General features: G+C 29.0%; 18 protein-coding genes. 1 reads left to right on the forward strand and 17 read right to left on the reverse strand.

The window, feature by feature from the left end; all coding sequences use genetic code 11:
* Window position 1: 1 nt before the first annotated feature.
* From pyrF to tadA, 17 genes are all read right to left on the reverse strand, one after another.
* On the reverse strand, window positions 2-700 hold the full coding sequence (pyrF, locus tag ABGF45_RS01650) for an orotidine-5'-phosphate decarboxylase (RefSeq protein WP_408111735.1): 699 nt from the start codon (window positions 698-700) through the stop codon (window positions 2-4).
* Window positions 693-1,601 (reverse strand): dihydroorotate dehydrogenase, encoded by a 909-nt coding sequence (locus ABGF45_RS01655; RefSeq protein ID WP_408111736.1) that lies wholly within the window; start codon window positions 1,599-1,601, stop codon window positions 693-695. The genes pyrF and ABGF45_RS01655 overlap by 8 nt, the downstream gene beginning before the upstream one ends.
* The gene (locus ABGF45_RS01660; protein WP_408112568.1) at window positions 1,601-2,335 is read right to left on the reverse strand and encodes a dihydroorotate dehydrogenase electron transfer subunit; all 735 of its coding nucleotides are present in this window, start codon (window positions 2,333-2,335) and stop codon (window positions 1,601-1,603) included. Before ABGF45_RS01660 ends, ABGF45_RS01655 begins: the two co-directional genes overlap by 1 nt.
* On the reverse strand, window positions 2,335-5,529 hold the full coding sequence (carB, locus tag ABGF45_RS01665) for a carbamoyl-phosphate synthase large subunit (RefSeq protein WP_408112567.1): 3,195 nt from the start codon (window positions 5,527-5,529) through the stop codon (window positions 2,335-2,337). Before carB ends, ABGF45_RS01660 begins: the two co-directional genes overlap by 1 nt.
* Entirely contained in the window at window positions 5,522-6,616 is a 1,095-nt protein-coding gene (locus tag ABGF45_RS01670; protein WP_408112566.1) for a carbamoyl phosphate synthase small subunit, read from the reverse strand. The genes carB and ABGF45_RS01670 overlap by 8 nt, the downstream gene beginning before the upstream one ends.
* Window positions 6,604-7,872 (reverse strand): dihydroorotase, encoded by a 1,269-nt coding sequence (locus tag ABGF45_RS01675; RefSeq protein WP_408112565.1) that lies wholly within the window; start codon window positions 7,870-7,872, stop codon window positions 6,604-6,606. Before ABGF45_RS01675 ends, ABGF45_RS01670 begins: the two co-directional genes overlap by 13 nt.
* A gap of 8 nt (window positions 7,873-7,880) precedes the next feature.
* Window positions 7,881-8,768: an aspartate carbamoyltransferase catalytic subunit gene (locus ABGF45_RS01680; RefSeq protein WP_408112564.1), complete on the reverse strand. Its 888-nt coding sequence runs from the start codon at window positions 8,766-8,768 to the stop codon at window positions 7,881-7,883.
* A 62-nt stretch (window positions 8,769-8,830) separates the two neighbouring features.
* Window positions 8,831-11,668, reverse strand: a complete 2,838-nt coding sequence (gene uvrA / locus ABGF45_RS01685; RefSeq protein ID WP_134743826.1) for an excinuclease ABC subunit UvrA — start codon at window positions 11,666-11,668, stop codon at window positions 8,831-8,833.
* Between the two features lie 8 nt (window positions 11,669-11,676).
* On the reverse strand, window positions 11,677-13,653 hold the full coding sequence (gene uvrB / locus ABGF45_RS01690) for an excinuclease ABC subunit UvrB (RefSeq protein ID WP_134743825.1): 1,977 nt from the start codon (window positions 13,651-13,653) through the stop codon (window positions 11,677-11,679).
* A 14-nt stretch (window positions 13,654-13,667) separates the two neighbouring features.
* Complete coding sequence (locus tag ABGF45_RS01695) at window positions 13,668-14,891, reverse strand: S41 family peptidase (protein ID WP_134743824.1); 1,224 nt, start codon at window positions 14,889-14,891, stop codon at window positions 13,668-13,670.
* A gap of 105 nt (window positions 14,892-14,996) precedes the next feature.
* Complete coding sequence (locus ABGF45_RS01700; RefSeq protein WP_134743823.1) at window positions 14,997-16,370, reverse strand: murein hydrolase activator EnvC; 1,374 nt, start codon at window positions 16,368-16,370, stop codon at window positions 14,997-14,999.
* The gene (gene ftsX, locus ABGF45_RS01705; protein WP_167554136.1) at window positions 16,360-17,286 is read right to left on the reverse strand and encodes a permease-like cell division protein FtsX; all 927 of its coding nucleotides are present in this window, start codon (window positions 17,284-17,286) and stop codon (window positions 16,360-16,362) included. Before ftsX ends, ABGF45_RS01700 begins: the two co-directional genes overlap by 11 nt.
* A complete protein-coding gene (ftsE, locus tag ABGF45_RS01710) occupies window positions 17,273-17,956 on the reverse strand; it encodes a cell division ATP-binding protein FtsE (RefSeq protein WP_134710411.1) in 684 nt (227 codons plus the stop codon). The genes ftsX and ftsE overlap by 14 nt, the downstream gene beginning before the upstream one ends.
* 233 nt (window positions 17,957-18,189) lie before the next feature.
* A complete protein-coding gene (gene pyk, locus ABGF45_RS01715) occupies window positions 18,190-19,947 on the reverse strand; it encodes a pyruvate kinase (protein WP_134710409.1) in 1,758 nt (585 codons plus the stop codon).
* Between the two features lie 11 nt (window positions 19,948-19,958).
* Window positions 19,959-20,918, reverse strand: a complete 960-nt coding sequence (gene pfkA, locus ABGF45_RS01720) for a 6-phosphofructokinase (RefSeq protein ID WP_134710407.1) — start codon at window positions 20,916-20,918, stop codon at window positions 19,959-19,961.
* An 8-nt stretch (window positions 20,919-20,926) separates the two neighbouring features.
* Complete coding sequence (locus tag ABGF45_RS01725; protein WP_408111739.1) at window positions 20,927-24,379, reverse strand: DNA polymerase III subunit alpha; 3,453 nt, start codon at window positions 24,377-24,379, stop codon at window positions 20,927-20,929.
* Between the two features lie 9 nt (window positions 24,380-24,388).
* The gene (gene tadA / locus ABGF45_RS01730; RefSeq protein ID WP_134710406.1) at window positions 24,389-24,844 is read right to left on the reverse strand and encodes a tRNA adenosine(34) deaminase TadA; all 456 of its coding nucleotides are present in this window, start codon (window positions 24,842-24,844) and stop codon (window positions 24,389-24,391) included.
* An 82-nt stretch (window positions 24,845-24,926) separates the two neighbouring features.
* Between tadA and yaaA the strand changes: the two genes are divergently transcribed.
* A complete protein-coding gene (yaaA, locus tag ABGF45_RS01735; RefSeq protein ID WP_134743822.1) occupies window positions 24,927-25,640 on the forward strand; it encodes a peroxide stress protein YaaA in 714 nt (237 codons plus the stop codon).
* The last annotated feature ends 117 nt before the right edge of the window (window positions 25,641-25,757 follow it).

The raw sequence follows: 25,757 nt of genomic DNA on the forward strand, positions 1-25,757 counted from the left end.
ATCAACCTCTCATAATATTTTCAATTTTAATATATGTTTTATTTGGATTTTTACTTCTTGTTATACTTCTACCAACAACTATAAAATCACTGCCCTCTTCTTTTGCTAATTCAGGTGTTGCAACTCTTTTTTGATCATCCTTACAATCACCTTTAAGTCTTATACCCGGTGTAATTGTTAGAAAATCATTACCACATACCTCATGAATAATTTTTGATTCATAAACCGAACATACAACCCCATCTAATCCCGCTTTTGTTGCATTTATTGCATAATGTAGTACCGTATCAGTAATATTTCCCTTAATTAAAAGTTCTTCATTCATAATTTCTTGTGATATGGATGTTAATTGTGTAACTCCAATACATAACGGTCTTTTCTTATTTAATTTTCCCTCTTCCAGTCCTTCAATAGCTGCTTTCATCATGCTTATCCCACCTGCACAATGTACATTTACCATATCAACACCTAATTTAGCTAAATTTCTCATTGCACCTTTAACAGTATTAGGTATATCATGTAATTTTAAATCTACAAAAATATTATGCCCTCTATTTTTTATTTCATTTATTAATTGCAAACCAGATCCATAAAATAGCTCCATTCCTACTTTTACATATATAGGTTCATCAAAATTATCCAAAAAACTTACCGCATCGATTGCATTTTCAAAATCTAATGCTAAAATACATTTATTCATGTGCTACTCCTATAACTTCTTTAACTGAATTAAAACCATACTCTTTTAATTTACTTGGCAATTCTTCTATGATTTCTTTGCAAACATAAGGATTTATAAAATTTTGCATACCTATTTGAACAGCTGACGCTCCAGCCATTAAAAATTCTATTACATCATCACAAGTCTCAATCCCTCCAACTCCAATTATCGGGATATTTACCGCTTCATATACCTTATATACCATCGCTATAGCTATAGGTCTAATTGCCGGTCCGCTTAATCCGCCAATTTTTCTAGCTATAAGAGGTTTCCTTGACTTAATATCTATTTTCATTCCAATTAAAGTATTAATCATTACTATTGCATCTGCTCCCGCTTTTTCAACCGCCTGAGCTATTTCCACAATGTTTGTAACATTAGGTGATAATTTTACATATAAAGGCTTTCTTGAATATTTTTTTGCTAATTTTGTAATATTAAATGCCAATTCCGGATTTGTTCCTAATCCAATACCACCATGATTAACATTTGGACATGAAATATTTAATTCAAATGCATCTACAACGTCTAAATCATTTAATGCCTCAATAACTTCTATATAATCTTCTTCTGTTGCCCCTGCCACATTAGCTAAAATCCTAGTATCAAATTGTTCTAAAAATACAAGCTGATTTTCTATAACCTTATTCAAACCAGGATTTTGTAATCCAATTGAATTAAGCATTCCTGATGGAGTTTCTGCAACTCTAGGTGTTGGATTTCCAAATCTAGTTTCCGGGGTAATACTTTTAATTGCTATTCCTCCCAAAATATTTAAATCGTAAAATTCTGAAAATTCTTCTCCAAAGCCAAAACAACCACTTGCCGGCATAATTGGATTTTTGAATTTTAAACCATTAATTTCAGTACTTATATCCATCATTCCACCGTTCCAATCTTAAATACGGGCCCTTCTTTACAAATTCTATAATAATTATCTTCACTTTTTTTTGCTTTACATACACATGCCATGCAAACTCCTACTCCACAAACCATTCTTGATTCTTTAGAAATATAACCATCTCTAAAATTTGATTCAACAGCTTTTAACATTATATTGGGACCACAAGAGTACACAAATCCCTTTAAATTAAAATGTTTAATTAGTTCAATTACATTTCCCTTAAATCCGAAACTTCCATCTATTGTAGCTACATAAATATTACAGCCTAATCTAGAAAATTCATCTTTTAAGAATATTGAGTCTTTATCATTAAAACCTAAAACAACATTTACAATTTTTCCTAACCTTCTATATCGTTTAGCAACTTCATATAATGGTGGAACTCCTATACCACCTCCTATAATTAAAATTTCATCCTGATTCTTAAAAATAGGAAATGAATTTCCTAAAAATCCCATTACATCAATGCAATCTCCTGATTTCATTTTAGACATTTTTTTTGTGCCATCTCCAAAAATTTTATATATTATTGTATATGTATCATCATCTATCGAGCATATAGAAATTGGTCTTCTAAGTGAAAATCCTTCAACTTTAATATTTATAAATTGTCCAGGTTTAATATCTGAGGTATTTTCACAAAATACAACCATTTTATATGTATCTTTAGCAATCAATTCATTTGATTTTATAATTTGATATTTTATCATTATAAGTTCTCCAATTCATTCATTGATAATAAATTAAATGTTTGTGATTCTATTACCTTTAGTATTGCATTAGCTGTATCTAAAGATGTAAAACATGGTATTGAATTTTCAGCTGAAACTCTTCTAATCATAAATCCATCATTTGCAGCTTCTTTATTTTGTGATATTGCGTTAATTACAAAGTTTACTTTTCCTTTAACAATTAAATCTAAAACATTTTCTTCTTCATTTTCCATTATTTTTGATACTTTTTTAGAGTAAATTTTATTTTTTTGTAAAAATGTATAAGTACCAGGTGTTGCATAAATTCTATATCCTACTTTTGCAAATCTTTTTGCAAGTTCTAAAATATTTTCTTTATTTTCATCGGAAACTGTTAATAAAACAGATCCATACGTTGGGATTTTTATTCCCGCTGATACTAACGCTTTATACAAAGCCTTTTCTAAATTATCATCAGATCCCATAACCTCACCTGTAGACTTCATTTCAGGGCCTAATGTTGTATCTACCGAACGTAATTTTGCAAATGAAAATACTGGTGCTTTAACAAAAACTTTTGATGATTCTTTATACACGCCATCCTTAAGCCCAAAATCTTTTAATTTTTTCCCCATGATAAGTTTAGTTGCAATATCTGACATTTTAATTCCCGTAATTTTAGATAAAAACGGCACCGTCCTACTTGATCTAGGATTTACTTCAAGTACATATACTTTATCATTTTCGTCAACAATAAATTGAATATTGAATAGTCCTACGAAATTAAATCCCTTCCCTATTCTTATTGAATATTCTGCAATTTTATCTTTAATTTCTTGTTTTAAGGTTTGAGTTGGGTATACGGACATTGAATCACCAGAGTGGATTCCCGCACTTTCAATATGTTCCATAATACCCGGTATAAACACCGTTTCTCCATCAGATATAGCATCAACTTCTATTTCTTTTCCCTTAATATATCTATCTACTAAAATAGGAGAATCATGCGTAATTTCTTTTATGGCTTCTTTCATATATTTTCTTAAGTCATCATCATTTTTTACAATTTCCATAGCTCTACCACCTAAAACATATGATGGTCTAACTAAAACGGGATATCCTATTTCGTTTGCAATTTTTACAGACTTTTCAACTGTTGTTGATGTATATCCTTTAGGTTGTGGGATTTCTAATCTTTGTAACATTTCTTCAAATAATTTCCTATCCTCTGCTTTATCAATTGATTGAAGAGATGTACCTAAAATTTTAACCCCCCTATTTTCAAGTGATGAAGCTAGATTTATTGCAGTTTGTCCCCCAAATTGAACAATAACACCTAAAGGATTTTCTAAATCCACGATATTCATAACATCTTCAACCGTTAACGGTTCAAAATATAATTTATCTGAAATTGAAAAATCTGTCGATACCGTTTCAGGATTGTTATTTATTACTATTGATTCATATCCTAATTTTTTTAATGTTTTTACACAATTTACCGTAGTATAGTCAAATTCTACACCTTGACCTATCCTAATTGGTCCGGAACCTAAAACTATAACTTTTTTATTGTCTGATGATTCACTTTCATTTTCATCTGCATAAGTTGAATAGAAATATGGAGTATTGGATTCAAATTCACCCGCACAAGTATCAATTCTCTTAAATACAGGTATAATCCCCTTTTTCTTTCTCATTTCAGATAATTCTAGTTCAGTTATATCCCATTTTCTGGCTAAATAGCTATCTGAAAATCCATATTTCTTAAATTCTTTAAGATTTTCAAACTCTTTATTATCTACTTTTTCTTCTAACTCTTTAATATGATTTAATTTTTCTAAAAAGAATCTATCAATTTTTGTCAATTGATAAATTTTTTCCAAATCATATCCTTTTCTTAGATACTCCATGATGGCAAATATTCTTTCGCTATCTCTAAACTTAATCTTTTTATAAAGTTCTTCTTCAGTTTGTGGAATATCTTTTAATATAATATGATCCGTCTTCATTTCATTTGATCTTATGGATTTCAATATTGCTTCTTCAAAATTTCTCCCCATTGAAACTACTTCCCCGGTAGCCTTCATCTGAGTTCCCATCCTCCTATCCGCACTAGTAAATTTATCAAAAGCAAATCTTGGAAATTTTGCTACTATATAATCTATTGAAGGCTCTTTTGCAGCATAATTAATTTTTGTAACAGGATTTACAATTTCATCTAAAGTCATTCCTACCGCAGTTTTAGCCGCTATTTTTGCTATCGGATAGCCTGTAGCTTTTGAGGCCAATGCTGATGATCTAGATACTCTTGGATTCACTTCTATTACATAATAATTATCCGTATCAGTATCTAAAGCTAATTGAACATTACACCCCCCATTTATTCCTAACGCTCTTATAATTTTTAATGATGCCTTTTTTAATTTTAAATGTTGATCATTTGTTAAAGTTTGAGTAGGTGCAACAACTATTGAATCACCTGTATGAATTCCTACAGGATCAACATTTTCCATATTACATACAACTATTGCATTATCATTATTATCCCTCATCATTTCGTATTCAATTTCTTTAAATCCAGCAATACTTTTTTCAATCAAGCATTGACCTACCGGAGATAATTTTAATCCATTATCTGTAATATCTCTTAGCTCTTCATCATTTCTTGCAAATCCTCCACCTGTTCCTCCAAGTGTAAATGCAGGTCTAACAACTACCGGATATCCTATTTCAGTTGCAAATTTTCGAGCCTCTTCCAATGTATGAACAATTGTTGAATCAGGGATGGGTTCTCCAAGTTCTATCATTAAATTTTTAAATTTTTCTCTATCTTCAGCTTTTTCAATAGCATCTAATGTAGTACCGATTATTTCAACATTATTAGCTTCCAGTACACCGGATTTATCTAATTCAACAACTAAATTTAATCCTGTCTGTCCACCAAATGTACCTAAAATTGCATCAGGATGTTCAATATTTATTATTCTTGAAACAAATTCAACAGTTAACGGTTCTATGTATGTTTTATCAGCAATATTAATATCCGTCATTATTGTTGCAGGATTTGAGTTTACCAAAACAACTTCATAACCTTCTTCTTTTAGTGATTGACACGCTTGCGATCCGGAATAATCAAATTCTGCAGCTTGACCTATTATAATCGGACCAGATCCTATTACTAATATTTTTTTTATATCAGTTCTTTTAGGCATTTTTTTTCTCCTTTTTACTTATTTCAAATTTAGCAATATTACTATAAAAAGTTTCATATTCTTCAATTTTTTCATTTTCGAAATATACAGGTTTATATTGAATACTATTTATAAAACTAGAATCTAATTTTATTCCTTCAACATCTCCAGAATTTACATCTATATGTGTTATTTGCACATCTTTTCTTAAGTTTTCTTTTTTTAATGTAAATTCATTATTCATTTCTACATTTTTAATTTTTCCAGTTAAAATATTTTTAACCGGATAATTTCCACCTCTCTTACTATATTTTAATCTTCGCACTTTAATATCTAATGCTTGAGAAATTAATTGATGCCCTAGTCCAATTCCAAAAAGTGGAATGTTTCCTATTAATTTTTTTATATTTTCAACTTGCTTTGTCATTAATTCAGGATTTCCCGGCCCATCTGAAATAATAACCCCTTTTGAATGAACTTTTAATATATCTTCTGAAGAAAAATTATAAGGTACAACCGAAATATCTTTATCTTTACAATTTAATTCCCTTAAAATTTCTTCTACGCAACCATTGTCAATAACTAAAATTTTATCTCCATTATTTGAAATTCTAAATGGCTTATTTACAGAAATTTTTTCAATAAAGTTTTCATCTAATAATGAAATTTTAAGCTCATTAACTATATCTTCCAAATTTTCTATTGTGTCAGAAAAAGTCGCCTTTAACTCTCCGGATTTCTTTATTTTTTTTGCCAACATTCTCGTATCAATTCCTTCTATAGCAGGAATATTTTTAATTTGTAAATATTCATTCAATGTCATTTGACTTTTCCAATTACTTGGACAATCTGTCTTTTCTCCAACAATAATTCCAAATATATAAGGATTCATATTTTCAAAACCTTCTCTAGTTATTCCATAACTACCAATCACCGGATAAGTTAATGTAACTATTTTACCTGAATTTTTATTATCTAAAAGTATCTCTTGGTAACCTAACATTGACGTATTAGAGATAATTTTACCAATTTTAAAATTATCTCCACCAAATGCTTTCCCTTCAAAATAGCTTCCATCTTCTAATATCAAATACCTTACTTTTCCCATACTATCTTACCTCCACATATTGTAATTTTAGGAAATCCTTGACAAATATATCCATCAAATGGAGTATTTTTCCCTTTTGATAAAAATTTTTCTTTATTTATTACTTCTTCATCATCTGAAAGAATAACAATGTCTGCATCATATCCTTCTTCAATTTTACCTTTTCCTTTTATTTCAAATCTTTTCGCCGGCTTCAATGAAGTAAATTCAATAAATTGTTCTAAAGTTATTATTCCTTTTTTTACAAAATTTGTATAAAAAAGTGGTATTGCAGTTTCTATAGTAACAATTCCAAATGGAGCTTTTTCCATAGTTTGTTTTTTTTCTTCTTCTGAATGAGGGGCATGATCATTAGCTAAAAAATCTATTGTTCCATCTAATAATCCATTTATTAAAGATTCTCTATCTTCTTTTGTTCTAAGTGGTGGATTCATTTTAGCATTTGTATCCTTAACATCATCCTCGGTTAATAATAAATGATGAATAGTTACCTCCCCACTAACATCAACTCCTCTATCCTTTGATTTTCTTAACAGTTCAACGGATTCTTTTGCAGAAATATGACAAATATGATATTTAGTTCCTGTTTCTTCCGCTAATCTTAAATCTCTTTCAATCTGCTTAAATTCTGTTTCTGACGGGATTCCCACCCATCCATTTTTTTTAGCATTTTCACCATCATGAACACATGAATTTAGCTTTCTATAACTCATATCTTCTGTATGTGCCGCTATAAGACCATTTATTTCTTTAGCCTTTATCATTGCTAATTTCATAATTTTCTCTGTATCTACACCAACTCCATCATCTGTAAAATATCTAACTCCATATATTTTATTTAGAGCTTCCATATCTACAAGTTCTTCACCTTTAGATAAAATTGTAATACATGAATAAGGAATTACTTTCACTACTGCATCTTGTTTTATTTTATTTAAATATTTTTCGAAGGCTTTTACATTATCCGGATGAGGATTCAAATTCGGCATTGGTAATATCGTTGTATATCCTCCTTTAGCTGCTGCCATAGTACCGGTTTTAATAGTTTCTTTATATTCATATCCCGGCTCTCTTAAATGAACATGTACATCAATTCCTCCGGGAATTGTTAAATTATTTCCAGCATCAATTATTTTTTCATTTCCCACATTTTCAATATTATCTAAAATTTTACTTATCTTATCATTTTCTATCCTAATATCTACTATTCTTGTTTCGTTGCCTTTTACAACAATTTTTGCATTTTTTATAATCATAAATACTCCTAAAATTCTTCATCAAAAATATATTTAATCATGGCTTTTCTAATATATACACCATTTGTCATTTGTCTAAATATTCTTGATTTTTCACATTCCACAAGTAAATCATCTATTTCTATGCCTCTATTAACTGGAGCGGGATGCATTATTATTGCATGTTTTTTCATTTTTTCATATCTTTCAATAGTCAAACCATATTTTTCAAGATATTCATCTTTTTTAATTTTTAACAATTCTCCATGTCTTTCAAATTGAACTCTTAAAAGCATAACTACATCTGCCCACTTTATCCCTTTGTCAAAATTAACATATCTCTTATCATCTTTATCCATAAGTTCTAATGGTCCGGTAACTTTAACATTTGCACCCATCTTTTCAAAAGCATGTATGTTTGAATGTGCTACTCTAGAGTGCTTCACATCTCCTACAATTAATACATTAATGTTTTCAAAAGTATTAAATTCATCATAAACAGTATACAAATCTAAAAGCGATTGACTTGGATGATTTCCCTTACCATCTCCAGCATTAATTATATGTACATCAATATTTTCCAATTCTTCAAAATAATTATCTTGAGTATGTCTAATAACAACTGCATCATATCCTATACAAGAAAAAGTCTTTACCGTATCGTAAAGACTTTCTCCCTTTGTAAGAGAACTAGTCTGAGGATTAAAATCTGCAATATTTAATCCCAACTGATTCTCTGCTGATATAAATGAATAGTGTGTTCTGGTACTTGGCTCAAAAAAAAGATTGGCAATTAATCTCTTACGAGATAAATGCCAATCTTTAAAAGAATTAGAAAATAATAATGCATCATCTAAAATGTTATAAATATCTTTTTTCTTTAATTTATCCATTGTTAAAATTGATTTTTTTAGCATATTATTTCTCCTAATTTTTTTCTTGGAATATAATAACATATTAAATTATATAAATCAATATTTTATTTATTTTTTTCTTCCAAATAAGGTTTTAAAAATTTTCCTGTATATGATTCATTTACTTTTACTATTTCTTCAGGTGTACCTTCTGCGACAATCATACCACCACCATCTCCACCTTCAGGTCCTAAATCAATGATATAATCAGCTGTTTTTATTACATCTAAATTATGTTCAATTACTACAACCGAATTACCTGCTTCTACTAAATCATTTAATACTTTAACCAATTTATGAATATCAGCCGTATGAAGACCTGTTGTTGGTTCATCTAAAACATATAGAGTTTTACCTGTTGAACGTTTAGCTAGTTCGCTAGATAACTTAATTCTTTGAGCTTCCCCACCTGAAAGTTGTGTTGATGGCTGCCCCAATTTGATATATGATAACCCAACATCATTTAATGTTTGAAGTTTTCTTTTTATTGGTTCATGGTTTTTGAAAAATTCAAGCCCCTCTTCAACAGTCATATTTAATACATCCGAAATATCTTTATCTTTATATTTTACTTGAAGTGTTTCCCTATTGTATCTTTTACCTCCACACACTTCACATGGAACATAAACATCCGGTAAGAAGTGCATTTCAACTTTTATTACACCGTCGCCATCACAATTTTCACAACGTCCTCCCTTTACATTAAATGAAAATCGGCCTTTATCATATCCTCTCATTTTAGCTTCATTTGTCATCGCAAAAACATCTCTGATATTATCAAATGTCTTTGTATATGTCACAGGATTTGAACGTGGTGTCCTACCTATCGGACTTTGATCAATTTGTATAATTTTATCAATTTGTTGCACACCTGTTATTTCATCATGTTCTCCAACTATAACTCTTGAACCATGTAATTTTTTCATAAGTCCATTATAAAAAATTTGATTAATCAGTGATGATTTTCCAGATCCTGAAACTCCTGTAATTAATGTCATTACTCCTAAAGGAATTTTTACATCAATATTTTTTAAATTGTTTTGTCTAGCCCCTTTTATTTCAATAAATCCAGATGGTTTTCTTCTTTTAGCAGGAACAGGTATGAATTTTTTTCTCGAAAGATATTGACCAGTAATAGATTTAGTATTCTTCATTATTTGATTATAAGTGCCTTTAGCAACGACATTACCACCATGCACACCTGCCCCTGGCCCAATGTCAACAATTAAATCGGATTCCTTCATAGTATCCTCATCATGCTCTACAACAATTAATGTATTTCCCAAATTAGTTAAATTTCTTAATGACTTAAGCAATTTCTCATTATCTCTTTGATGTAAACCGATACTTGGTTCATCTAAAACATAAACAACTCCTACTAATCCAGCCCCAATTTGTGTAGCAAGTCTAATTCTTTGAGATTCTCCCCCTGAAAGGGTGCCCGCTTGTCTTGACATTGTAAGATAATCTAATCCTACTTCATTTAAAAAATTTAATCTTGCTTTAATTTCTTTAATTATAGGCTGAGCAATAATACTTTGCGACTCGCTAAATTTAATATTTTCTATAAATTTGTATGCATCTCTAATTGATAAATCAGTTACCTCAATAATAGACTTATCATTAATTGTAATGGCTAAAACTTCAGGTTTTAATTTATTTCCATGACAAACTTCACATTGATTCTCTGACATAAATTCTTCTATTTTATTTTTCATTGCATCAGAAAAAGTTTGATTTTGTCTTCTTGTTAAATTTTCAATCACTCCTTCCCACATTACAACTTTAAAATCTTTCCCACCGTCTTTAAAATGTGACGAAAAATTAATTTTTAATTTTTTATCCGAACCATAAAGTATTTCATCAATTAATTTTTTAGGTGCTTTTGATAATGGTGTTTGCATATCAAAATTATTTAACCTTGCTAATTCTCTAAATATTTCGTAGTAAAACGTCCCTTTTTTTGCTGTTGCAAATGGTTTAATGGCACCATCATCGATAGATTCCTCATAATTAGGTATTACCAGTTCCGGATCTACCGCTTTATGATATCCTAAACCGTCACATGCACTACATGCCCCAAAAGGAGCATTAAATGAAAATAATCTTGGAGATATTTCCCCTAAAGACATGTGTCCATCAGGACAAGATAGTGATGATGACATAACAAATTCTTTTTTATTTATGACATTAACTACAACCCTTCCGTCAGATAAATCTAAGGCAGTTTCTAACGAACCGGCTAATCTTGATTCAATACCATCTTTAATAACTAATCTGTCAACAACTATTTCAATATCATGTTTTTTATTTTTTTCCAATTCGATTTCATCAATAGATAAATCTAAAACATTTCCATCTACTCTTATTCTTGTAAATCCCTGTTTCTTTATATTTTCAATAATCTTTTTATGTTCACCTTTTTTTGCAACAATAACTGATGACAAAATTAAAATTTTATCTCTTTCTTCAAGTTCTAATACTCTATCAACCATTTGATCGATAGACATAGCTTTTATTTCTTTTCCACATACAGGACAATGAGGAAGACCAACTTTTGCAAACAACAATCTTAGATAATCATATATTTCAGTTACAGTTCCAACTGTTGAACGTGGATTCCTATTAGTAGTTTTTTGATCAATTGAAATAGAAGGGGATAAACCCTCTATAGATTCTACTTCAGGTTTATCCATTTGACCTAAAAATTGTCTAGCATATGATGATAATGACTCTACATATCTTCTTTGCCCTTCTGCATAAATTGTATCAAACGCTAAAGAAGATTTTCCTGAACCGGAAAGTCCAGTAAAAACAATCATCTTATCTCTAGGTAATTCTAGATCAATGTGATTTAAGTTATTTACCCTTGCATCTTTTATTATTATTTTTTCTAAACTCATCTAATCACCTAAATTCCATACTCTTTTTTTAATTTTCTTATTTGATCTCTTAAATTTGCTGCTTTTTCAAAATCCAAAACTTCAGCAGCAGAAATCATTTCTTTTTCAAGATTTACAATGATTTCATGCATTTGTTCTGTTGATACAGATTTTGTATCCGTTTTATATATTTCAGAATTTTCAGCCGCCATTGATACAGTAACGATATTTGTAATTTCTTTTATAATTGATTTTGGTTTTATATTATGTTTTCTATTATATTCTTCTTGAATTTTTCTTCTTCTATTAGTTTCAGTTATCGCTACATTCATTGATTTTGTAATAGAATCCCCATACATTATTACTCTACCATTTTCATTTCTCGCAGCTCTACCAATAGTTTGGATTAAAGATGTTTCAGATCTTAAAAATCCTTCTTTATCCGCATCCATAATGGCTATCAAAGACACTTCAGGAAGATCTAAACCTTCCCTTAATAAGTTAATCCCCACTAAAACATCATATTTCCCAAGTCTTAAATCTCTTAAAATTTCAACTCTTTCTATTGTATCTATGTCTGAATGCAAATAGGTAACATTTATACCATGATCTTTCATAAAATCAGTCAAATCTTCTGCCATTCTTTTTGTTAATGTTGTTACAAGCGTTCTATACCCATTTTTTGTATTTTCTGTAATTTCATTAAACAAATCATCAATTTGGTTTTCTGTTGGTCTAACTTCAACTATAGGATCTAACAATCCTGTTGGTCTAATAACCTGTTCAACTTCTATACTTTGATGATTTTTTTCATATTCTCCAGGTGTTGCTGAAACGAATATAGCCTGATTTATCAAATGTTCAAACTCATTAAACTTTAAAGGTCTATTGTCAAGTGCTGATGGTAACCTAAATCCATAATCTACAAGGTTTTGTTTTCTGGATCTGTCTCCCTCATACATTCCTCTAACTTGTGGTAAAGTAACATGTGACTCATCAACTAGCAAAAGCCAATCTTTTGAAAAATAGTCTAATAATGTAAATGGTCTAGAACCGGGAGCTCTTTGACTTAAATGTCTTGAATAATTTTCAATACCCGATACAAATCCAACTTCTGTAAGCATTTCAATATCATAGGTTGTTCTTTGCTCTAATCTTTGGGCTTCCAATAATTTATTATGATCATTAAACCATTTTAATCTTTCTTGTAGTTCTTCACCTATACTCTTAACTGCAAGACTTATCTTATCTCTAGAAGTTGCATAATGAGATGCCGGGAAAATCATGATGTGATTTAAATGTTTTATGACTTCACCAGTTAAGTAATTAAGTTCTGAGATTCTATCTATTTCATCCCCAAAAAACTCTACTCTATATATATTTTCAGTAGCATTAGCAGGAAATATATCTACAATATCTCCTCTAACCCTAAATGTACCTCTTGAAAAATCGATATCATTTCTCATGAATTGTATATTGATTAATTTCTTTAAAACTTCATCTCTTTCTATTTCCATTCCGGGTCTTAAAGATACTGTCATCTTTTCATAATCAATCGGATCTCCCAAACCATAAATACAAGAAACTGATGCCACTATAATTACATTTCTATTTTCATATAAAGCAGCCGTTGCAGAGTGTCTCATTTTATCAATTTCATCATTTATTGACGAATCTTTAGCAATATATGTATCTGTTGCAAATACATAAGCTTCAGGTTGATAATAATCATAATATGATACAAAGTATTCAACAGAATCATTTGGAAAAAATTCCTTAAACTCTTGAAATAACTGATAAGCTAAAGTTTTATTATGAGCTAAAACTAAAGTAGGTCTATTTACATTTTGTATTATATTAGCCATAGTAAAGGTTTTACCTGAACCAGTTACACCTTTTAATGTTTGAAATTTATCTCCATTATTTAATCCTTCAACCAAAGTTTTTATTGCATTTGATTGATCTCCCATCGGTTTAAATTTTGATTGTAAATTAAATTCTGTCATTATTACTCTTTTCTTTATTTTAATAATTCAATAGCTTTTTGTAGTTGTGTATCATTTTCTAAATTATCAACTCCTATTTTTTTCACGTTTCCCGGAATTTTCACTTCATAATCAGGCTTTATACCTTTTTTATTTATTTGATTTCCATTAGGTGTGAAAAACTCAGCTATAGTAATCTTTAATCCTTCTTTTTTATTATCTATATTAAATGGAAATATTTGTTGAATTACTCCCTTACCATATGAATTTTCACCAACAAGTATACTCCTTTTTCTATCTTTTAATGCTCCGGACATAACTTCTGATGCTGATGCAGAACCTTTATTAATTAATGTTACCATCGGCATATCTGTTAATGTACCATCTTTAGTCTCGTATTTTTCCACATTTCCATTTTTATCTTTAGCAGTTATAAGTATCCCTTTATTCATTAACATATTTGCAATGTTTACCGTCGAATCCAAAAGTCCTCCTGGATTATTTCTTAAATCCAAAATCAATTTTTGAGCACCTTGAGATTTTAAGTCCTTTATAGCTTTTTCAAATTCTTTAGCTGTATTTTCCTGAAAATTTGTTACTAAAACATATCCAATATTATTATCCAACATTTTTGGATATACAGACTCTAAATTAATTACAGCTCTTGTAATTTTAATATTAATATCTTGTTCTTTATTGTCTATTAATCTTTTTACTGTAAGAACAACTGATTCGCCTTCTTTTCCTCTCATTATTTTAACGGCCTTATTTAAATCTTTTCCTAAAAATACTTCACCATTTATTTTAGAAATTTTATCTCCCGGTTTAACACCTGCATTATCAGCAGGAGATCCCTTTATTGGTGCAATAACTTCAATATATCCATCTTCAGATACCCCTACTTGTATACCAACCCCTGAAAATTCTCCTGAAGTATGATTCATTAATTCCTTAAATTCTTCTTCATTAAAAAATGTTGAATATTGATCTTTCAATGAATCAATCATACCTTTATATATACCTTGTTCTAAATCTTCATATTTAAATTTGTGTAAATATTTTATCTCTATCAAATCAACTAAAGATGAAATATTTTTATTAACTCTATCAAAATTTAATGTTTTAATTTCTTTTTTGCTTGAATTTATTGTTGTATTTTTTATATCTTGTTGCATACTCTTTCTTCCAAAATTAAAACTAACCAAAGAAATTAAAACAACAATACATGAATACATAATAATTTTAACTTTTTTATTCATATTACCTCCAAAAATTATACATATATTATATTACATATTACATATAATACAAAAGGTACTATTACAAAATAGCCTAATGTCATTTTGTAATAGTACCTAATCTTATTACCTAATATAAGACAATGGATTTTGTGCTTCTCCATTTATTCTTACTTCAAAGTGCAAATGTGAACCGGTTGAATATCCCGTAGTTCCCATAGGAGCAATATATTGTCCTCTACTTACACGTTGTCCAACCGAAACAGGTACGCTATTTAGGTGAGCATATCTTGTTGTCATTCCATTGCCATGATCAATTATAATTAAATTCCCATAACCATAATCATTCCATCCGGCAAATGTTACAACCCCATCTTCTGCTGCATATATATTTGTGCCTAATGGTCCGGCTAAATCCACTCCAGTATGGAATCCTCCATTATACCAAGAACCATCTTGTAATGTAAAACCGGATCTCCATCCAAAATAACTTGAAATATAAGTTGCATCAGTTGGCCATGCTAATTGACCATTGCCATGATTGTGAGTTGAAGTATTTATTTCATCCAATTCCGCTTTTTTGATTCTAAGAGCTTCCAATCTTGCTTCTTCAGCCTCTTCTTCAATTTTTCTTTCCAAATCTGCAATTTCACTTTGTAAAGATTCTTTTTTTTCTTGTAAACTCCTTTTTTCAGAAATCTTTTCACTTATTTTTGATTCATAGTCACTTATATATTTATCTAATTCTTCAATCTTTTTAGATTTTTCCCCTTCTTTAGCTCTTACTTCATTTAACAATTTATCTTTAACTGATTTCTGAGAATCTAAATCAGATTTTTCTTTTTTTAGATTTTGTTTTGTAATTTCTAAAACTTTTTTCTGACCATTTAATTCATTTATTAATTTATCTAATTTTTCTTTATCTGTTTTTAATGTTTGAATTAAACTTTTATCATTTTTTGTAATTGTTGTCATCATCTTATTTCTTGATAAAAAATCATTAAAATTTTTCGATGATAATAAAACCTCTACTTTTTGAGCATCTCCCATTTTATACATAATTACTAATCTTTCTTTTAATAATTTTGTATTTTTTAATATTTTCTTCTTTACTTCTTCTACTTCTTTTTCATTTTTAATTATTTTATCTTTTATTTCTAAAATTTGAGTTTCATTTTCATAGATTTTATTTAAAGTTTTTTGAATCTCACCATTTAAAAAACCAACCTGCTCCTCTAGAGAGGCTTTATCTTTCTGCAATTTCAAAAGTTCTTCATTTATTGACTTTTTAACATCCTTATTTACATCAATTTCTTCTTGATAACTATCAATTTTATAATTTCTAGCTTCAATATCATAATCAATTTTATTTAAAGAATCTTTTGTATTATTTAATTTTTGATTTAAATTAGAAGCGTGATTAAACTTTGTATTTCCAAATAACAAAATCATAGATAAAACATAAGCTGTAAATCTTATATATTTTTTCCTACTTGACATATTTTACCTCTCTATTAATTAAATATCTCCTTATTGAGAAAATTGATCCTATTACACCTATTCCTAATCCCAATGAATTAATAATTTGGAATAAACTTACTTTCAACAATTCAGGGTTAATTAAACTTAATATTGTAAAGTTACTTTGTAATCTCGCCCCAAAATTTATATAAACAAATCTATATAGGTAATACACAGCCATAAATGATAATATAGATGCTAATAAACTATAAAAAATACCCTCTATAATAAATGGTATTCTTATGTAATTATTAGTTGCACCAACGTTTTTCATTATCGCAATCTCATTTATCCTAGAAACTACTGTTAATTTTATAGTATTTGAAATTATAAACAATGATACTACCATCAATACAGCAACCAAAATCGCTCCAAATATTTTTACATAATTTGATACTTTATAAACTTTATCAACTAAATCTTTATAATAATTTATTTCTTCAATGATATTGTCACTTTGTAAAGATTTTGCAAATTCTTTAGTTTGAGATATATCTTCTAATTTTACTATGAATGATGATGGTAAAACTTTTTCCAATTCTAAATTATCCAGCAACTTAGAATTGTCACCCCAACTCTGTTTCATTATAGACAAAGCCTGTTTTGAAGATCTATATTCTACAATCTTTTTTATTGGAGATGTTTCTATTTTATGTTTTAACTCTGCAATTTGCACTTCTGTAGCATCTTTTTTTATAAAAATTTCAACATCATTTACTTTACCTTGTATCTGTAAAGCTACATTATTTATGCTCACTGTAATAATAATTATAATACCTATTACAAAAAGTGTAGAAAATGTCGATGTTATTGATACAAGACCTAAATTTTTATGTTTCCATATTCCTTTAAGTCCCTCTTTAAGGGTATTAATTAATTTTCTAAATGCTTTCATCATAACCTCCTACGGAATCTCTAATAATATTTCCGTTTGCCAAAGAAATTACTCTTTTTTGCATTTTATCAACAATTTCCTTTGAATGTGTATTTATAACTACAGTTGTGCCTTTTTTATTAACTTCTTCAAAACAATCCATAATTTCCCACGCAGTATTAGGATCCAAATTACCGGTTGGTTCATCAGCTAATATTATCTTTGGTTCAATGGATAACGCTCTAGCTATAGATAATCTTTGCTTTTCCCCTCCGGATAATTCATTCGGATAAGCCTTTTTTCTATGCTTTAAATGAACAATATCTAACACTTCATCTATCTTTTCTCTTTTATCTTTTCTTGATAAACCTTTTACATCTAAAACAAATTCTATATTTTCATAAACCGTTCTATTTGCTAATAATCTAAAATCTTGAAAAACTACTCCTATTGTTGTTCTTATTTTTGGAATCATTCTTCTTGAAACTTTTGTAATATCCTCATCCATCAGATATAACTTCCCACCATCCGGGTCTATCTCTTTTAATAATAATCTAGTAATTGTAGATTTTCCTGCTCCACTTGCACCTGTAATAAATACAAATTCTCCATTTTTTACTTCAAATGAAACATTGTTTATCGCTACAATTTTATCTGAATATTTTTTATTAACATTTTCAAATCTAATCATATGTACCTACCCAAAAAATATTATAACACAAAAAGTTACAAAAAGATTAAAAAACATTACACAAGTTACAAAAAAGTTAATTTATTTTAATAAAATAAAATTTAATGCGAAAGTTTTCAAAAAAATAAATAAAAAAAAATAAAACAAGGGAGAATTACAAAATAACATTTTTAGTTATTTTGCTATACCCCCTTGTTTATTTTAATATTTTAAATTATACTTAAATTTTTTTATTACATAACTTTTGCTGAACCGTCATATACGATACCTGCATAAGCGTCTAATGTTATTAATTGTCCATTTTCAATCTTTTCTTTTGTCAAATCAGCACCGATAATTGCCGGTAATTTGTAATTTAATGCTGTAATTGCTGCATGAGATGTCAAACCACCTTGTTCTACAATAATACCTGCTGATTTTTCAATGAATGGAATCATTTCTGCATCTGTATACTTAGCAACAATAATATCTCCATCCATAAATTTATCCTTTAGTTGTTCTGATGTTTCAACAACACAAGCTCTCGCAACTACAGAACTCTTTCCTATTGGTTGTCCTTGTGAAAGAATTTTAGCAACAGTATGAACTTTTAACATATTTGTTGAACCAGGTGTCGCAACTGGAATCCCTGCTGATAATACTATTAAATCACCTTCATTGATAAATTTATTTTTCAGTGCTTCTGAAATTGAATTGTCAATTAATTGATCTGTTAATTCAACTCTCTTTGTTAATATTGGATAAACACCCCATACCAATGATAATTTTCTTGCAACCTCTGGGATATGTGTTGTAGCAATAATTTGAGTTTCAGGTCTAAATTTAGAAATTGATCTTGCTGTACCACCTGATGTTGTAGCTGCAACAATAGCATTAGCATTTAATTGCTCTGCAATTCTTGATACCGAATTAGAAATTGCATTAGTTGGATCACTTTCAATCCATTCTTTTCTTGATTCAACAGCTTTTTTATAGTCAATTGATGATTCAATATGTAATGCAATTCTTTTCATCGTTTCTACAGCTTCAACCGGATATTTACCTGCTGCTGTTTCTCCTGATAACATAATTGCATCAGAACCATCTAAAATAGCATTAGCAACGTCATTTACTTCAGCTCTTGTTGGTCTCGGATTTCTTATCATTGAATCTAACATTTGAGTAGCTGTTATAACAGGTTTTCCTAATAAATTACATTTTCTAATAATTTCTTTTTGTACCAAAGGAACTCTTTCATTTGAAACTTCAACACCCAAATCCCCTCTAGCAACCATTATACCATCTGATACTTCAATGATTTCATCTAAGTTTTCAACACCCTCTTCACTTTCAATTTTTGAGATTATGTGTACATGTTCTCCGCCACATTCTTCTAAAACTTTTCTAATTGCTAAAACGTCATCTGCTTTTCTAATAAATGATGCTGCAATAAAATCAATTCCGTTTTCAACACCAAATTTAATATCATTAATATCTTTTTCTGTTAATGCTGGTAGATTAATTTTGATACTTGGTGCATTTAATCCTTTTCTATCTTTAATATCACCATAGTTAACAACAGTTGTATGAATTTCTGTATCTTCAATTGAATCTACGACAAATTCTACTAAACCATCATCAATTAAAACTCTATTTCCCGGAACTAAATCTTTTGGTAAATCTTTATATGAAACTGAAACGATTGATTGGTCACCAACAATATCTCTTGTTGTTAGTGTAAATTTATCCCCGGATTTTAAACTTACAACCATACCATCCTTAAAAGTACCAATTCTAATTTCTGGTCCTTTTGTATCCAACATAATCGCAGTATAGTTGCCTAATTTTTCTCTAACTTTTTTAATATTTTGAATTCTTTGTAAATGTTCTGAATGATCGCCATGTGAAAAATTCAAGCGACAAACATTCATTCCCATTTCCATTAATTCCTTTAATTTGTCTTCTGATTCAGAAGCCGGTCCAATTGTACATACAATTTTTGTTCTTTTCATTATAATCCCTCCTAATTTGCTAATATACTAGCTATTGTGTATAATTCCGTGTTAAATTCACTCTTAATTTTTATAGCATCTGGTATATACATTGAAAATATTTTACCTCCTTTAATACCAATTGCTAAAGAGCTCTTACCTTCCATCAACAATTCAACAGCCTTAACCCCCATTTCACTTGCCATAATTGCATCTCTTAATGCAGGGCTTCCACCTCTTTGAACATGACCTAAAATAGTTAATTTTGTTTCAACTCCTGTTTTATCTTGGATTTCTTTTGCTATATTTTGTGGATTTCCTATACCTTCAGCTACAACAACGATATGATGTAATTTACCTCTAGCTTTACCTCTTTGAACTCTTGAAATAACCTGTTCCATATCAACCGGAACTTCAGGAACTAAAATACTTTCCGCACCTCCTGCAACACCTGCATAAAGTGCAATGTCCCCACAGTTTCTTCCCATTACTTCAACCACATTTCCTCTACCATGAGATGATGATGTATCTCTTAATTTGCTTATAGCTTCTTTACATGTTTCAACGGCTGTATCAAACCCTATTGTCCAATCTGTATATCCCATATCATTATCAATGGTACATGGTATCCCTATTGTCTTAATTCCTCTTTCATGTAATACATTTGCTCCTTGGAATGATCCATCTCCACCTAATACAACTATTCCATCTATATCAAAGTTTTTAATGATTTCCATAGCTTTGTCTTGACCTTCTTTAGTCTTAAATTCCAAAGATCTTGCAGAACCTAAAATTGTACCACCTTTGTGAACAATATCTGCTACAGATGATATATTCATTTCATATATATCACCTTTGATTAAACCATCAAAACCATTTCTTATTCCTTTTACTCTTAAACCATTTGCAAATGCAGTTCTTGCAATAGCTCTAATAGCGGCATTCATCCCAGGTGCATCTCCACCTGAAGTCAAGATACCAATTGTCTTCATACTTCCTCCTACTTTATTATTACACTATCATTGCCTAGTAAATTTACTAAACTATTTATCAAAGTTAAATCTAAATTTATTTTTATATTTTTTAATGAAACTGATTTACTTATATCATAAAAATAAATAACTACCTCAGATTTTCCTTTATATTTAAGTAATTCATTTCTAATTTTAGAATATATATTTTTATCTGAATATTTCATTTTTAAATATAGAACTTTGTCCTCGTATATTATACCATTTCTTTCACTATTTTGTGAAAAAATTTCGTTATTTATTTCTCTTATATTATTAATTATTATATTTGCAGCTCTATTATCATTTATTTGTAATTTTCCATTTATGAGAACCGCCTTATCCTCTATTAATATTTCCTTGTATTTTTCATATATTTGCGGAAAAACAACAGCTTCTATTTTTCCGTAAATATCTTCTAACTCTATAAAACACATTTTTCTATTTTGTTTTGTAAAAATTGCTTTAACTGAAATTATTATGCCAGAAAATATTACATTTTTATCATATTTAACTTTTTCCTCAATTAAATCTAATGTAGTAAAATCAACATAATTGGAAACTAATTTCTCATACGAACTAAAAGGGTGATCTGTAATATATGCCCCTATATATTCTTTTTCTTTTTTTAACATCTCTACCTTTGAAAATTCCGGTATTTTTGGGACTTCAATTTTAAAATTATTTCCATTTATCATTGAAAATATATCTTCCTGTCCAATTATATTGTTATTGCTTTTTGAATATCTCTCTACAGCTCTTTCACATATTGAAACCATCTGTGCTCTATTCAGTCCAAATCCATCCATAGCTCCGGAAAAAATTAAATATTCTAAAGATTTTTTGTTTAGTTTGGCTTCTGAATTATTTACCATTCTTTCAACAAAATCATCAAAATCCTTAAATTTGCCCTTTTTTCTTTCATTTACTATTGCTTCAACAATATTAACTCCTAAGCTTTTTATTACAGAAAGTCCAATTCTGATTTTTCTGCCTTCTACCGAAAAATTTTTATAAGATGAATTTACACTAGGCAATAATATTTCTATTCCCATTTTTTTTGCTTCTTTTATATAAAGATAAACTTTATCTGAGCTTCCCATTACAGAAGATAATAATGATGCCATAAACTCTTCCGGATAATGAACTTTAAGCCAAGCTGTTTGAAATGCAACAAAGGAATATGCCGCAGAATGTGATTTATTAAATGCATATTTTGCAAAATCAATCATCAAATCATAAATTTTATTTGCTATATCTTCATCAATTCCATTTCTAAGGCATCCCGGAACTGATATTTCTCCATTTTCAATCCTTCCATAAATAAAATATTCTCTATTTTCTTCCATGACTTTCATTTTCTTTTTCCCCATTGCACGTCTTAAATTATCAGCTTCTCCTAATGAAAAACCTGCTAACTTCTGTACAATTTGCATAACTTGTTCTTGAAATACTATCGTTCCGTATGTTGGCTCTAAAATAGATTCTAATAAAGGGTGAAGATATGTTACTAACTCTTTATTGTGTCTATTTCTGATATAATTTGGAATTTCATTCATGGGGCCAGGTCTAAATAGTGAATTTGCTGCTATAAGATCATCAAACCTCGTAGGTTTCAATTCTTTCAAAAACGCTCGCATTCCTTCTGATTCAAATTGAAATACCCCTATTGTTTCTGCAACATTAAAAATATTCAAAACTTCTTTATCATTTAAATCTATATTTTCAATATCTATATCTATTCCCTTATTGTATTTTACCAATTTTATAGAATCACTTATAACTGTCAGCGTACGAAGACCTAAAAAATCCATTTTCAATAAACCCAATTCTTCAAGTTCCGTCATATTGTATTGAGTAAGAATAGATTTATCTCCTATATATAATGGGACAAATTCATTTAATGGTTTAGATGCTATTACTACACCTGCTGCATGAGTAGATGTATTTTTCGGCATTCCTTCTATTTGCATCGCTGTATCAATAAGTTTTTTATTTTCATCGGAAGCCTCATAAGACTTTCTAAAATCTTCCGAGATATTAAGAGCTTTTTTTATAGTCATATTTATTTCTTGAGGTACTTGCTTTGCAATTTTATCAACAACATCACTATTAACTGATGTAACTCTACCTACATCTCTAATTGCATTTCTGGCAGCTAACGTTCCAAATGTAACTATTTGAGCCACATTACTTTCCCCATATTTTTCTTTTACATATTCAATTACTTCATTTCTTCTTTCATAATCAAAATCAATATCAATATCAGGCATTGATACTCTCTCAGGATTTAAAAATCTTTCAAAAAGTAAATCATATTTTATAGGATCCAATCCTGTAATTCCCAATGAATACGAAACTATTGACCCGGCAGCTGACCCTCTTCCAGGTCCTACAGCTATACCTTGCTTTTTAGCATAGTCAATAAAATCCCATACAATTAAGAAATAATCCGTAAAACCCATTTTATTGATTATATCAAGTTCTTCATTAGCTCTATTTATTATATTTTCAGTTAATTCATTATATTTATTTTTAAGTCCGCTAAACACAAGTTCTCTTAAATATTGTTCATGATTTTCTTGAATATCAAAAAATGGTAAATGCATATCATGAAACTTAAAATCAACATTACATCTTTCTGCTATAACTTGTGTATTTATAAGTGCCTCTGGAGTATCCTGAAATAATTTTTCCATTTCTTTAGGACTCTTAAAATAAAATTGAGAATTTGGAAATCTCATTCTATCAAGATTATCAACAGTCTTTCCTGTTGATATACACATTAAAATATCTTGAATTTTTGCATCTTCCTGATCTGTATAATGAACATCATTTGTAGCAACTAGTGGAATTTCTAATTCTTTACTAAATTCTTTTAGATATTTATTAATTTTCTTTTGTTCTAAAAGCCCATGATCTTGTAATTCTAAATAAAAGTTATCTTCACCAAATATTTCCTTATATTCTAAAGCAGATTTTTTAGCAAATTCTATTTCATTATTTCTTATATGAATTTGGACTTCACCACTCATGCAAGCTGACAATGCTATTATCCCTTCAGAATATTTTTTCAATACACTTTTATCAACTCTAGGTTTGTAATAATATCCATTGATGAAACTCTCTGAAACAATTTTTATTAAATTTTGATATCCTATCCAATTTTCAGCAAGTAAAATTAAATGATATCTTTTTTTATTTTGAGGTGTTTTTTCTAAATAAGAGCCCTCACTTAAATATATCTCACACCCAATAATTGGTTTTATTCCTCTTTTTTTTGCCTTTTTATAAAAATCTATAACTCCAAACATCACTCCATGGTCTGTAATCGCTACAGATTTCATTCCATATTCAACACATCTATCTAATACTTTGTCAATTTTAGCAAAACCATCTAAAAGGCTATATTCTGTATGTAAATGTAAATGTGTAAATTCCATGTATATCACCTACTTCTTCTTACGTTTTTCCTTAAAAAAATTATCTATTAATTCTTTACATTCTTGAGATTTAATTCCTGAAACAACCTCAACTCTATGGTTAAAAATACCATCATCAACAACATTTAATATAGAGCCTGCAAATCCTCTTTGCACATCCTTCGCACCAAATACCAAAGTTTTAATCCTACTATGAATTATTGCCCCTGCACACATTATACATGGCTCCAATGTAGTAAATAAAACCGCACCATCAAGTCTCCAATCTCCAATATAATCTTCAGCTTCTTTTATTGCGTTTATTTCTGCATGTTCAAATGCATGATTATTAGTTTCAACCATATTGTGTCCTCTCCCAATAATCTTTCCATCTAAAACCACAACTGCTCCAATTGGAACTTCTCCATTTTCTAAAGCCTTTTTAGCCTCTTTTATTGCCTCATTCATAAAGTATTCTAAATCCATAAAACCTCACTTATATAAATTATATCACATAAACTCTTGTATTTTTTGCTATAATTAAAGTATTAAACTAGAAAGGATTACTATGAAAATAATATTCTCACCTACAAAAGATATGAAATTAGATAATCCAATTAATACAGATTGGATTTTAACAGAAGAAACTCACAAAATAATTAATGAATTACAAAAATTATCAGATGAAGAGTTAAAGAAAAAATTAAAAATTAATGACAGTATTTTAGAAACAGTAAAAGGCTACATTTCATCATTCAGTAAAAATATAACTTATCTAGCTCTTTTTATGTATAATGGTTTATCTTACAAAATCATGAACCCATCTTCATTTAATGATGAACAATTAAAATACTTAAACGAAAATTTGCTTATTTTATCAGCTTTATATGGTCCAATTTCTCCAAATACACTTATAAAGCCTTATAGACTTGATTTTCTATCAAAAATAAAAATTGATAATACAACTCTAAAATCCTTTTGGAAACCATTATACAATCTAGAAATTCCAAATGGTGAAACTGTATTAAACCTTGCAAGTAATGAATTTTCAGATTTATTCGATAAATCAAACTACAATTGGATAGACTTTGAATTTTATGAAAATAAAAATGGTAAATTAAAAACTCATTCAACAACCTCAAAAAAAGGACGTGGATGGATGGTATCATATCTTGCAAAAAATAATATTAAATCTACAGAAAAATTAAAAAAGATTAAAGATGAATTGTCATATAGTGAAGAATTGTCAGAAGAAAATAGGTTAGTGTTTATTAAAGAATAAAAAAATCAACTCTCGGCACTAATCCTCTAGTTCTTGCGAACTCTGCGGAGGTGCCTACGTTGATTTTTTTTATTTTAGTTTTTCTATTTTCCCTTATTTTAATGATAAAGACATTAA

It is taken from the genome of Helcococcus sp. KG196 (assembly GCF_046035495.1).
Classification (GTDB): Bacteria; Bacillota; Clostridia; order Tissierellales; family Peptoniphilaceae; genus Helcococcus; species Helcococcus ovis.